This is a genomic window from Streptomyces thermoviolaceus (assembly GCF_045209695.1).
In the GTDB taxonomy this organism is placed as follows: domain Bacteria; phylum Actinomycetota; class Actinomycetes; order Streptomycetales; family Streptomycetaceae; genus Streptomyces; species Streptomyces thermoviolaceus.
The window spans coordinates 5371301-5383331 of sequence record NZ_CP109280.1 but is presented as its reverse complement, the minus strand read 5'-3'; the positions used below and the strand labels follow the sequence as shown (position 1 = coordinate 5383331).

General features: G+C 72.7%; 10 protein-coding genes and 1 pseudogene. 9 read left to right on the top strand and 2 right to left on the bottom strand.

Annotated elements, in window-relative coordinates; all coding sequences use genetic code 11:
• Positions 1-85 precede the first annotated feature (85 nt).
• The 7 genes and pseudogenes from OG899_RS23540 (at position 86) to OG899_RS23510 (ending at position 7510) form a co-directional block, all read left to right on the top strand.
• On the top strand, positions 86-1624 hold the full coding sequence (locus tag OG899_RS23540; RefSeq protein ID WP_125497625.1) for an ATP-dependent DNA ligase: 1539 nt from the start codon (positions 86-88) through the stop codon (positions 1622-1624).
• Positions 1621-2100 (top strand): NUDIX domain-containing protein, encoded by a 480-nt coding sequence (locus OG899_RS23535; RefSeq protein WP_125497624.1) that lies wholly within the window; start codon positions 1621-1623, stop codon positions 2098-2100. Before OG899_RS23540 ends, OG899_RS23535 begins: the two co-directional genes overlap by 4 nt.
• Before the next feature lie 74 nt (positions 2101-2174).
• Positions 2175-3560, top strand: a complete 1386-nt coding sequence (locus OG899_RS23530; protein ID WP_168131473.1) for an NADP-dependent succinic semialdehyde dehydrogenase — start codon at positions 2175-2177, stop codon at positions 3558-3560.
• 25 nt (positions 3561-3585) lie between these two features.
• Positions 3586-3825, top strand: a complete 240-nt coding sequence (locus OG899_RS23525) for a DUF6213 family protein (protein ID WP_125497622.1) — start codon at positions 3586-3588, stop codon at positions 3823-3825.
• A gap of 726 nt (positions 3826-4551) precedes the next feature.
• A pseudogene (locus OG899_RS23520) lies at positions 4552-5619 on the top strand (type III polyketide synthase); the annotation flags it as partial.
• A complete protein-coding gene (locus tag OG899_RS23515; RefSeq protein ID WP_125497620.1) occupies positions 5616-6935 on the top strand; it encodes a cytochrome P450 in 1320 nt (439 codons plus the stop codon). The pseudogene OG899_RS23520 and the gene OG899_RS23515, both read left to right, overlap by 4 nt.
• A 5-nt stretch (positions 6936-6940) precedes the next feature.
• Positions 6941-7510: a cupin domain-containing protein gene (locus OG899_RS23510; RefSeq protein ID WP_125497619.1), complete on the top strand. Its 570-nt coding sequence runs from the start codon at positions 6941-6943 to the stop codon at positions 7508-7510.
• A gap of 388 nt (positions 7511-7898) precedes the next feature.
• Here the strand turns inward: OG899_RS23510 and OG899_RS23505 are convergent, their stop codons facing one another.
• Complete coding sequence (locus tag OG899_RS23505; protein WP_125498863.1) at positions 7899-9125, bottom strand: acyl-CoA dehydrogenase family protein; 1227 nt, start codon at positions 9123-9125, stop codon at positions 7899-7901.
• 177 nt (positions 9126-9302) lie between these two features.
• Here OG899_RS23505 and OG899_RS23500 point away from each other — a divergent pair, with 177 nt between their 5' ends.
• Positions 9303-9947 (top strand): TetR family transcriptional regulator, encoded by a 645-nt coding sequence (locus tag OG899_RS23500; RefSeq protein ID WP_125498864.1) that lies wholly within the window; start codon positions 9303-9305, stop codon positions 9945-9947.
• A gap of 103 nt (positions 9948-10050) precedes the next feature.
• Here OG899_RS23500 and def read toward each other — a convergent pair whose 3' ends face one another.
• Positions 10051-10596 carry a peptide deformylase gene (def, locus tag OG899_RS23495; protein ID WP_125498865.1) on the bottom strand — a complete coding sequence of 182 codons (546 nt, stop codon included), beginning with the start codon at positions 10594-10596 and terminating at the stop codon, positions 10051-10053.
• 181 nt (positions 10597-10777) lie between these two features.
• Here def and OG899_RS23490 point away from each other — a divergent pair, with 181 nt between their 5' ends.
• Positions 10778-12016 (top strand): MurT ligase domain-containing protein, encoded by a 1239-nt coding sequence (locus tag OG899_RS23490; protein WP_125498866.1) that lies wholly within the window; start codon positions 10778-10780, stop codon positions 12014-12016.
• Positions 12017-12031: the final 15 nt, after the last annotated feature.

Below are 12031 nucleotides of genomic sequence, written 5' to 3'. Positions count from 1 at the left end.
AGGCCAAGGACGCGCCCGGCGAGCCGCAAGGCGCGCCCCGGCACCCGCAGGTGTGGATCGCCGGCCGGCGGTGCACCATGACTGCATGCTGCTCGCCCGGCTGGCGCAGGTGTCCCGGGAGGTCGCGGCCACCTCGGCCCGGTCCCGGAAGACCGCCCTGCTCGCAGAGCTGTTCCGGCAGGCGGAGCCCGAGGACGTGCCGGTGGTGATCCCGTATCTGGCGGGCCGACTGCCGCAGGGGCGGCTCGGTGTGGGCTGGTCGGTGCTCGGCCGCCCGGTGCCGCCGGCCGCGGAACCCACCCTGACCGTGCGGGAGGTGGACGCCCGGCTGAGCAAGCTGGGCACGGTCTCCGGGCCGGGCGCCCAGGCCGGACGCGCACGGCTCGTGGGCGAGCTGATGGGTGCGGCCACCGAGGACGAGCAGCGCTTCCTGCGCGGGCTGCTCACGGGCGAGGTGCGGCAGGGCGCGCTGGACGCGCTCGCCGTCGAGGGGCTGGCCCGGGCGACGGGCGCGCCGGCGGAGCAGGTGCGGCGGGCGGTGATGCTGGCCGGGTCGCTGCAGGCGGTGGCCCGGGACCTGCTCGCCGACGGCCCGGCGGCGCTGGAGCGGTTCCGGCTCACCGTGGGCCGTCCGGTGCTGCCGATGCTGGCGCGCAGCGCCTCCTCGGTGGCCGAGGCCGTGGCGAAGCTGGGTGCCTGCGCGGTGGAGGAGAAACTGGACGGCATCCGGGTGCAGGTGCACCGGGACGGCGGCACGGTGCGCATCCACACCCGCACCCTCGACGACATCACCGAACGCCTGCCCGAGGTGACCGCGGCGGCGCTCGGCCTGCCGGGCGAACGGTTCGTCCTGGACGGCGAGGTGATCTCCTTCGGCCCCGACGGGCGGCCGCGCTCGTTCCAGGAGACCGCCGGGCGGGTCGGCTCCCGGCTCGACGTGGCCCGGGCCGCGCAGCAGGTGCCCGTCTCCCCGGTCTTCTTCGACGTGCTGTCGGCGGACGACCGGGATCTGCTCGATCTGCCGTTCACCGAGCGGCACGCCGAGCTGGCGCGGCTCGTGCCGGAACCGATGCGGGTCAGACGGACCGTGGTGTTGGGGCCCGGGGACACGGCGGAAGCGGAACGTTTCCTCGCGAGCACCCTGGAACGCGGCCATGAGGGCGTCGTCGTCAAGGCGCTCGACGCCCCCTACAGCGCGGGCCGGCGCGGTGCGACCTGGCTGAAGGTCAAGCCGGTGCACACCCTGGACCTGGTGGTGCTGGCCGCCGAGTGGGGCCACGGCCGACGCACCGGATACCTGTCCAATCTGCACCTGGGCGCCCGCACGGCCGAGGGCGGCCTGGTCATGCTCGGCAAGACCTTCAAGGGCATGACGGACGCGATGCTGGCCTGGCAGACCGAACGGCTGCGGCAGCTGGCCGTGGAGGAGCGCTCCTGGGGCCTGGTGGTCCGTCCCGAGCTGGTCGTCGAGATCGCCTACGACGGACTGCAGCGCTCCCCCCGCTACCCGGCGGGTGTCACACTGCGCTTCGCCCGGGTGGTGCGCTACCGCGAGGACAAGCGCCCGCAGGAGGCGGACACCGTGGAGGACCTGCTGGCGGCGCATCCTGGGGTACGGCCGTGAGCGGCGGCGGACGCAGCCGGCGCAGCGCCGGGATCCTGCTGTACCGGCGCACCGGTGACAAGGGCCTCGAGGTGCTGCTCGGGCACATGGGCGGCCCGCTGTGGGCCCGGCGCGAGCAGGGCGCGTGGACGGTGCCGAAGGGCGAGTACGACCCGGACGAGTCCGCCCTGGACGCCGCCCGCCGCGAGTTCCGGGAGGAGCTGGGGCTCGCTCCCCCGGACGGGGAGGCGGTGCCGCTCGGCGAGGTACGGCAGCGCGGCGGCAAGATCGTGACCGTCTGGGCGGTCGAGGGCGACCTCGACCCGGAGGCGATCACTCCGGGCACGTTCACGATGGAGTGGCCGCCGCGCTCGGGGCGCACCCGGGAGTTCCCGGAACTGGACCGGGTGGCGTGGTTCGGCCCGGACCGGGCGCGCGAGCTGATCGTCGCGGCCCAGGCCGCGTTTCTGGACCGCCTGGCGGAGCACTCGCTCTGAGGAGGCACCACGCGTTGCGGCCGCGGGCACGGCGCGCGAGGGTCGACACAAGCCCGCTGCCAGGGAGGTCAGCCATGTCCATCGCCACGGTGAACCCGGCCACCGGGGAGACGCTGCGGACGTTCGAGGCCATGGACGGGGAGGAGATCGAGCGCCGTCTGCAGCTCGCCGAGGCCACCTTCCGCACCTACCGCACGACGTCCTTCGCCGAGCGGGCGCAGCGGATGCGGCGGGCCGCCGGTCTGCTGGACGACGACCAGCAGGAGATCGCCCGGACCATCACCTGCGAGATGGGCAAACCGATCGCCCAGGCCCGCGCCGAGGCCGCCAAGTGCGCCAAGGCGATGCGCTGGTACGCCGAGCACGCCGAGGAACTCCTCGCCGACGAGGAACCCGCGGCCGCCGATGTGAAGGACTCCGGCGCGGTGCGGGCCCTGGTCCGCTACCGGCCGCTGGGGCCGGTGCTGGCGGTGATGCCGTGGAACTTCCCGCTGTGGCAGGTGGTGCGGTTCGCGGCGCCCGCGCTGATGGCCGGCAACGTCGGCCTGCTCAAGCACGCTTCGAACGTGCCGCAGACCGCCCTGTACCTGGAGGACCTGTTCCACCGCGCGGGCTTTGCCGAGGGCTGCTTCCAGACCCTGCTGATCGGCTCCGACGCCGTCGACGAGATCCTGCGCGACGAGCGGGTGCGGGCGGCCACCCTGACCGGCAGCGAACCGGCCGGCCGCGCGGTGGCCTCCACCGCCGGGGAGATGGTGAAGAAGACGGTGCTGGAGCTGGGCGGCAGCGACCCGTTCGTGGTGATGCCCTCCGCCGACCTCGACCGCGCGGCCCGGGTGGCGGTGACCGCCCGGGTGCAGAACAACGGCCAGTCCTGCATCGCCGCCAAACGCTTCATCGTCCACACCGACGTCTACGACGCTTTCACGGAGCGGTTCGTGGCCGGCATGCGTGCGCTGCGCATGGGCGACCCGATGGAGGAGGACACCGACGTCGGGCCGCTGTCGAGCGAACGCGCCCGGGCCGACCTCGAGGAGCTCGTCGACGACGCCCGGCGCAGTGGGGCGCAGGTGCTGTGCGGCGGCGAGCGGCCCGAGGGGCCCGGCTGGTACTACCCGCCGACCGTGATCGCCGGTGTCACCCGTGAGATGCGCATCCACCGCGAGGAGGCCTTCGGTCCGGTCGCCACGCTGTACCGCGCCCGCGACCTGGACGAGGCGGTCCTGCTCGCCGACGACACCCCGTTCGGACTGAGCTCGAACGTGTGGACCCGCGACGAGGAGGAGATCGACCGGTTCGTGCGGGATCTGGAGGCCGGCGGGGTGTACGTCAACGGGATGACCGCCTCTCACCCGGCGTTTCCGTTCGGGGGTGTGAAGCGGTCCGGATACGGGCGTGAGCTGTCCGGACACGGAATCCGGGAGTTCTGCAACATCACCACGGTGTGGCACGGGGCGTGAGCCTTCCGCGGCTACGATCCGTGCTGTGAACCGCGAAGTGACTCTCCCTCTGATCGTCGACAACCGCGGCGAGCTGCAGGTGGCCGCGGCCGACGTGAGCAAGCTGCTGCGGACGGTGGGCGGCCGGTGGCTGCGCCTGGTGGAGGCCGGGCAGGAGGGGCTCGACGAGGACACGGTGGCCGCGCTGACCATCGAGCTGGCCAAGCTGGCCGACCGGATCGACGTTGCCTGCATCGCGCACAGCAGCGGGGCCGCGTCCGGCTAGATCTCCGCGCCTTCCCGCCTCTTTCCTGCCGCTTTTCCTGCCGCCCGCTGCTCGATCCGCTCACGGGTCGCCTGCCGCGTCACGGCTCCCCGCGCGCACCGCACCGCGCGGCCGCCGACAGCGCCCTGCACGCCCCTCGCCGCCGCACCACGCGGCCGCCGTCACCACTGCGTACTGCCCGCTCCGTCGCCCCTGCCCCGTCACCGCGCCCGAACGGCGCGGGGCGCTCTGCTTCTCTCGCGACTCCGTCGACTCCGTCGGCTCCGTCGGCGTTCTCCCCGCAGCTCCCGACCGCGCCCGTCGCTGCCCCGGCTCCCCCGCAACGCGCCCCGCAACCGGACCCGCCGCTCCCCCCGTCGTCGACTCCCTCCGTCTCCGCATCCGCGGGGCGCGCCGTACCGCACCGCTCACCCGGCTGCCGCTCGTCCGACTGTCGCCCGGCCGTGTCCGCGGCACACGCCGCCTGACCCGGCGTGCCTCGGCGGGCGGCACCCGGTGCCGGTACCCGAGCCCTCGCCCGTGACCTGCGACAACGCTGTTCCGTCGGCCGCCGTGCCCGCTGTCGCGTACCCCGCCACACCCCTCTGCGACACCGTCCCGGACTCCCCGGAACGGAGTAGTCCCGCGAGAGATCATCGCTCTTCCGGGTGATCGTGGGTGGACCACCCTTCTGGGTGCACAACCCTCTGACCGGGGGGCTACCGGCCTTCCGGAAGGCGAAAGCAGGCACGGCTCATGGCGACTTTGTGCAGACCTTCGGTGTCCGTTCCAGAGCACGTGATCACGATGGAGGAAACGCTGGAGCTCGCACGCTCCCGCCACGCGGACCATCCGCAACTCCCGCTGGCCCTCCGGCTGATCGAGAACACCGGCGTGCGTACCCGGCACATCGTGCAACCCATCGAGGAGACCTTGAAGCACCCCGGCTTCGAGCAGCGCAACAAGCTCTACGAGCAGGAGGCGAAGGCCCGGGTCCCCGCGGTCGTCCGGCGGGCGCTGGACGACGCTCAGCTCCTGCCCACCGACATCGACGTGATCATCTACGTCTCGTGCACGGGCTTCATGATGCCCTCGCTGACGGCGTGGCTGATCAACGAGATGGCCTTCGACTCGACGACCCGCCAGCTGCCCATCGCCCAGCTGGGCTGCGCGGCCGGCGGTGCGGCGATCAACCGGGCGCACGACTTCTGCTCCGCGTACCCGGAGGCCAACGCGCTCATCGTGGCCTGCGAGTTCTGCTCGCTGTGCTACCAGCCCACCGACCTGGGGGTCGGCTCCCTGCTGTCCAACGGCCTGTTCGGCGACGGCATCGCCGCCGCCGTGGTCCGCGGCACCGGCGGCACCGGTGTCCACCTGGAACGCAACGGCTCGTACCTGATTCCCAAGACCGAGGACTGGATCGCGTACGACGTCCGGGCGACCGGCTTCCACTTCCTGCTGGACAAGCGGGTGCCCACCACCATGGAGCCGCTCGCTCCCGCGCTGCGGGACCTCGCCAGGATGCACCGGTGGGACGCGTCCGACCTGGACTTCTACGTCATCCACGCGGGCGGGCCGCGCATCCTGGACGACCTCAGCAAGTTCCTGCACGTCGACCCGTACGCGTTCCGGTTCAGCCGGGCCACGCTCACCGAGTACGGCAACATCGCCAGCGCCGTCGTCCTGGACGCGCTGCGCCGGCTGTTCGACGAGGGCGGCGCGCAGCACCAGGACCGTGGCCTGCTCGCCGGGTTCGGCCCCGGCATCACCGCCGAGATGAGCCTCGGCACCTGGCAGGACGGAGGTGCGGTATGACCGCGGAACCGCTGGTCGAGAAGGCGGCCGTGGACGAGACGCTGCCCACGACACCGCCGGAGGCGCGGACACCGTCCGGGTGCCCGTTCCATGCCGGACGGGCGCCCACGGACGAGGCCGGCGCCGCCCTGCCACCGGTGCGGTACTGGCCGGCGTTCGACCTGACCGGGGTGGACTTCGACCCGGTGCTGGCCGATCTGATGGAGGAGGGCCCGGTCACCCGCATCGAACTGCCGCACGGCGAGGGCTGGGCGTGGTTGGTGACCCGGATGCGGGACGTCAGGACGGTCACCAACGATCCCCGCTTCAGCCGCGCGGCGGTGATGGACCGGCAGGTCACCCGGCTCGCCCCGCACTTCATCCCCTCCCGTGACGCGGTCGGCTTCCTGGACCCGCCCGACCACACCCGGCTGCGCCGCGCGGTGACGCCCGCGTTGACGGCGCGGGGCGTGGAGCGGGTGCGCGACAGCGCCCGGCGGATGCTGGACGAGCTGGTCGACGCGCTGGAGGCGGCCGGTCCGCCCGCCGACCTCACCCGTGACGTGCTCGGCCCCTTCCCGATCGCGGTGATCTGCGAGCTGATGGGGGTGCCGCCGGCCGACCGGGAGGCCATGCACACCTGGACCCAGCTGATCCTGTCCTCCGCGCACGGCGCGGAGGTGAGCGAGCGGGCCAAGAAGGAGATGGGCGAGTACTTCACCGAGCTGATCGACGCCCGCGTCGACAGCACCGGTGAGGACGTCGCCTCGCTGCTCGGCAGAGCCGTGGGGCGGGGCGAGGTGACCGTGGCGGAGGCCGTGGGCCTGGCGGTGCTGCTGCAGATCGGCGGCGAGGCGGTCACCAACAACAGCGGGCAGATGTTCTACATCCTGCTCACCCGTCCCGAGCTGGCCGACCGGTTGCGCGCCGATCCGGCGATCCGCCCCGCGGCCATCGACGAGCTGCTGCGGTACATCCCGCACCGCAATGCCGTCGGACTGTCCCGGATCGCGCTGGAGGACGTGGAGATCGCGGGGGTGCGGATCCGGGCCGGCGACGCCGTGTACGTGTCGTACCTGGCCGCCAACCGCGACCCGGAGGTCTTCCCGGACCCGGACCGGATCGACTTCTCGCGCAGCCCGAATCCGCATGTGGCGTTCGGTTTCGGCCCGCACTACTGTCCGGGCGGCCAGCTGGCCCGGATGGAGGCGCAGCTGCTGGTCGACGCCCTGCTGGACCGGCTGCCGACCCTGCGCCTGGCGGTGCCGCCGGATCAGGTGCCGTTCCGCAAGGGCGCGCTGATCCGCGGTCCCGAGGCCCTGCCCGTGGCGTGGTGAGCGCGATGACGGCGACCGACGAACCCGTCAGGACGACGGCCGTGGATCCTCCGGCCACGCCGGTGGAGGGGCTGCTGGTGCCGCCCGGCCACGGCCGCGTCGTGGAGACACCCGCGCAGCGGGTGACGTTCAAGGTGACCGGCTCGCACTCGCGCATGGCCTCCACCTTCGAGGTGGAGGTCCCGCCGGGTTTCGACGTGGGCGCCCATGTGCACACGCGCAGCGAGGAGCTGTTCTACGTGCTGGAGGGCGAGCTGGACGTGCTCGCCTTCGAACCGCGGGTCCGCACCCCCGACCACTGGCAGTCGTGGGAGTCCCCCTCGGGGCGGCGCGTGGTGCGGGCGACCCCGGGCACGGTGATCGTCGTGCCCCCGGGCTGTCCGCATGCGTTCGCCAATCCGACGGAGGCGCCGGCGAGGATGTTCTTCCAGGCGTCTCCGCCCCCGGACCACGAGCGGTACTTCGAGGAACTGCTGGAGATCCTGCGTGACGGGGGTCCGCCGGACCGCGAGGCCATTGAGGCGCTGCGCAAGCGCTACGACATCGAACAGCTGACCCCGCTCCGGCACCGCTAGCGGAGGACGGGGACGAGGGCCGGGGTGTGTGCGCCCCGGCCCTCGCACGGAACGCTCCCGGCCGGCCGCTCGGAGTGGATCCACGGGCGTGACGGCTCCGCCTCGCGGTGCCCGGCGGGAGACGCTGCCGCGCACCGTTGTCACCCGAACGGCGGAACCCGACGGACACCCGGCAGGGGCGCGGATCACGCTGGCCTGTGCCCCGTCGAGGTCGTTCCGGAAGGGGGATCCCGAGCCGGTCGACCGACCCACGCCCCTCTTCCTCCGGGCGCCCGCGGCCCTGCGCCGCGGGGCGCTCCCGCGCAGCCCGGACGCCGCCCGGAGCAGTCGGAGCAGACGGCAGCGGCCCTCCCGCGGGCGGGGAGAGCCGCCGGTCGTGCACGGTGCGTCAGCGGATCGGCATCCCCGACAGCGTGCGGGAGATCACCAGCCGCTGGATCTCGCTCGTGCCCTCGAAGATGGTGTAAATAGCAGCATCGCGGTGCATCCGCTCCACCGGGTACTCCCGGGTGTAGCCGTTGCCGCCGAGGATCTGGATCGCCTGGGCGGTGACCTTCTTCGCGGTCTCGCTGGCGAAGAGCTTGGACATCGAGCCCTCGGCGGACGTGAACGGCTTGCCGTTGATCGCCATCCAGGAGGCGCGCCACACCAGCAGGCGGGCGGCGTCGATCTGGGTGCGCATGTCGGCGAGCTGGAAGGCGACCCCCTGGTTGTCGATGATCGGCCGTCCGAACTGCTCGCGGGTCTTGGCGTAGTCGAGGGCGACCTCGTACGCGGCACGGGCGGTGCCCACGGCCATCGCGCCGACGGCCGGGCGGGAGGCCTCGAAGGTGGCCATCGCCGCGTTCTTCACACGCTCGCCGCCCTTCTTGGCCTTCTCCCGGGCGCGGGCCAGGCGCTCGTCCAGCTTCTCCTTGCCGCCGAGCAGGCAGGAGCCGGGGACGCGCACGTTGTCGAGGATCACCTCGGCGGTGTGGGAGGCGCGGATGCCGTGCTTCTTGAACTTCTGCCCCTGGGACAGGCCCGGCGTGTTCGGCGGGACGATGAAGGAGGCGTGTCCCTTGGAGCCCAGCTCGGGGTCGACGGAGGCGACGACCACGTGGACGTTGGCGATGCCGCCGTTGGTCGCCCAGGTCTTGGTGCCGTTGAGCACCCACTCGTCCTTGGCCTCGTCGTAGACGGCACGGGTGCGCATCGAGGCGACGTCGGAGCCGGCGTCGGGCTCGGAGGAGCAGAAGGCGGCGACCTTGACGTCGTTCGGGTCGCCGTACATCTGCGGGATCCAGGTGCCGATCTGCTCCTCGGTGCCGTTGGCGAGGACGCCCACGGCGGCCAGACCGGTGCCGACGATGGACAGGGCGATGCCGGCGTCTCCCCAGAACAGCTCCTCCATCGTCATGGGGATGCCCAGGCCGGTGGGGTCGAAGTACTGCTGGGCGTAGAAGTCGAGGGAGTAGATGCCGACCTTCGCGGCCTCCTGGATGATCGGCCAGGGGGTCTCCTCACGCTCGTCCCACTCGGCGGCGGCCGGGCGGATCACATCGGCGGCGAAGCCGTGCAGCCAGTCCCGCACCTCCTTCTGCTCGTCGTTCAGCTCCATGGTGAACTCCGCCATGACCCCTCCAGTGGCACACCGGCTGTTACTTGCGGTAACCGTACTGTGTTACTGACCAGTAGGAAAAGTCAAATGCCGCATGATCCCGCAGGTCGCGGCCGCCCGTTCGAGGCCCGGGGGGCCGGTTGGTGTTACGTTGCGCAGGCGTCACCGATTCAGCACGGGTGGGGAGAGCTCATGGACACCACGCAGCGCACCGACCGGCAGCGGTCCGCCGACCGTCGACGGCGCGAGCTGCTGGAGGCCGCCGACCGGGTGGTGCTGCGCGACGGCCCGCAGGCCTCGATGAACGCCATCGCCGCCGAGGCCGGCATCACCAAGCCGATCCTCTACCGCCACTTCGGCGACAAGGGCGGCCTGTACGCGGCGCTCGCCCAGCGCCACACCGACGCCCTGCTCGACTCGCTGCGGGCCGCGCTGGACGCGCCCGCGGACCGGCGCGAGCGGGTGGAGTCCACGCTGGACACCTATCTCGCGGCCATCGAGGCCCGTCCGCAGGTCTACCGCTTCCTGATGCACCCGGCGGAGGGCGGCCAGGGCAGCGACCAGGGCTTCGACGTCGGCAAGCACTCCGCGCCGCTGCTGCGCCGCATGGGCGAGGAACTGGCCCAGGTCATCGAGGAGCGCCTGGACCTCGGGCCGGGCAGCCGGCAGCTGGCCCGGGTGTGGGGCCACGGCATCGTCGGCATGATGCACGCAGCCGGCGACTGGTGGCTGGGCGAGCGCCCCTGCTCCCGGTCGGAGCTGGTCCGCGGCCTCACCGAGCTGCTGTGGGGCGGCCTCGCCGCGGTCGACGACAAGACGGACAGCCCGGGGTTCTAGGCCGCGTCGCGGCATCCCGCCGTCCACCCCGCAGCAGGCCGCACGGCGGGACGAGGTCACCGGGCTCGCCGTCCCGACCCGGCGCCGCGGACCGCACGCGCCGTCAGCCGCGCCTGCCCCACTCGGTCCTGGCCGCCCGGCCAAGCACCCTGCGCCTGCGCCGCTCCGGAAGACGGTCCACGTACAGCCGGCCGTCCAGATGGTCGCACTCGTGCTGCAGGCAGCGGGCGAAGAAGCCCGTGCCGCGCACCGTGACGGGCTCCCCGGTGGCCGTGAAGCCCTCCACCACCGCCTCGTCGTACCGCTCCGTGCCGGCCTCCAGACCGGGCAGCGACAGACAGCCCTCCGGGCCGCGCACCACGACACCGTCCACCGACACCAGACGCGGGTTGACGACGTGCCCGAGGTGCCGCACGTCCTCGTCGTCGGGGCAGTCGTAGACGAACACGCGCAGATCCTCGCCCACCTGGTTGGCGGCCAGCCCGACCCCGCGCGCCGCGTACATGGTGGCGAACAAGTCCTCGACGAGGGCGGCCAGTTCAGGGCCGAAAGCGGTGACCTCGCGGCAGGGGTCGTGCAGAACGGCGTCGCCGAGCAGGGTGAGCGGCCTCACGCGCCCGCGTGCGCCCGGGATGGAGCGGTGTCGCATGGCGGCAAGGGTACGGTTCCGGTGGACGACGGCCGGCGCGCGGCCCCCTGGACGGCGCCGGCATCGTGGTCGCCGTACCGGCGGCGGGATTCGGGAGCACGATCGGATCTCGATAGGCTGATGCCCACATCGTTGCCGGACGGCTCAGGCGCGGCGCGTACGCAAGGAGGATCGAGAACTGATGGCAGGCAACTCGGACCCGCTCACGCCGCGGGCCAAGCTGGCCGTGACCGCAGGCAAGGCGGTCGCTGCGGCATCGCGCGCCGCGGGGCGCGGCAGCGGTTCGGTGATCGGCGGCCGGGTGGCGCTCAAGCTCGATCCCGACCTGCTGCGCCGGCTTGCGCAGAACCTCGACGTGGTCCTGGTGTCGGCGACCAACGGCAAGACGACCACCACCCGGCTCATCGCGGAGGCGCTGCGGGCGGCCGGCCCGGTGGCCTCCAACGCGCTCGGCGCCAACATGCCCGCCGGCATCACCTCGGCCCTGGCGGGCGGCACGGACGCGAAGTTCGGGGTGATCGAGGTCGACGAGAAGTACCTCGCGGCCGTGGCCCGGGACACCGAACCCAAGTGCATCGCCCTGCTCAACCTCTCCCGCGACCAGCTGGACCGCGCGGCGGAGACCCGGATGCTCGCCGAGAACTGGCGCGAGGGACTGGCCGGGTCCAAGGCGGTGATCGTGGCCAACTGCGACGACCCGTTGGTGGTGTGGGCCGCCTCCTCCTCCCCGAACGTCATCTGGGTGGCGGCCGGGCAGATGTGGAAGGACGACGCCTGGTCCTGCCCGTCCTGCGGCGGCGTGCTGCAGCGCCCGGACGACGACTGGTACTGCCACGAGTGCGGTTTCCGCCGGCCCACGCCGAGCTGGGCGCTCTCCGGCGACCACGTGCTGGACCCGCACGGGTCCGCCTGGCCCATCCACCTGCAGCTGCCGGGCCGCGCCAACAAGGCCAACGCCGCGTCCTCCGCGGCCGTCGCCGCCGTCTTCGGGGTGCCGCCGCAGGTCGCCCTGGAGCGGATGTACCAGGTGCAGGCGGTCGCCGGTCGCTACGACGTGGTGCAGTTCCAGGGTCGGGACCTGCGGCTGCTGCTGGCGAAGAACCCGGCCGGCTGGCTGGAGACCTTCACGCTGATCGACCCGGCACCCGCCCCGGTCATCCTGTCCGTGAACGCGCGCAGCGCCGACGGCACCGACACCTCCTGGCTGTGGGACGTCGACTACACCCGTCTGACCGGCCACCCGATCTTCGTGCTCGGCGACCGCAAGCTGGACCTCGCGGTGCGTCTGGAGGTCGCGAACCAGCAGTTCCAGGTCTGCGACAGCCTCGAGCAGGCCATCCAGCAGGCCCCGCCCGGACGGATCGAGGTCATCGCCAACTACACAGCGTTCCAGGACCTGCGCCGCCGCGTCGGCAACTGACCGAAAAGGACGACC

What these genes read in the sequence shown, in the direction of transcription:
- OG899_RS23515 (WP_125497620.1), top strand. Translation starts at nt 5,616, where the DNA reads ATGACCGCGGAACCGCTGGTCGAGAAGGCGGCCGTGGACGAGACGCTG.
- OG899_RS23505 (WP_125498863.1), bottom strand. Translation starts at nt 9,125, where the DNA reads ATGGCGGAGTTCACCATGGAGCTGAACGACGAGCAGAAGGAGGTGCGG.
- OG899_RS23490 (WP_125498866.1), top strand. Translation starts at nt 10,778, where the DNA reads ATGGCAGGCAACTCGGACCCGCTCACGCCGCGGGCCAAGCTGGCCGTG.
- OG899_RS23510 (WP_125497619.1), top strand. Translation starts at nt 6,941, where the DNA reads ATGACGGCGACCGACGAACCCGTCAGGACGACGGCCGTGGATCCTCCG.
- OG899_RS23530 (WP_168131473.1), top strand. Translation starts at nt 2,175, where the DNA reads ATGTCCATCGCCACGGTGAACCCGGCCACCGGGGAGACGCTGCGGACG.
- OG899_RS23540 (WP_125497625.1), top strand. Translation starts at nt 86, where the DNA reads ATGCTGCTCGCCCGGCTGGCGCAGGTGTCCCGGGAGGTCGCGGCCACC.
- def (WP_125498865.1), bottom strand. Translation starts at nt 10,596, where the DNA reads ATGCGACACCGCTCCATCCCGGGCGCACGCGGGCGCGTGAGGCCGCTC.
- OG899_RS23500 (WP_125498864.1), top strand. Translation starts at nt 9,303, where the DNA reads ATGGACACCACGCAGCGCACCGACCGGCAGCGGTCCGCCGACCGTCGA.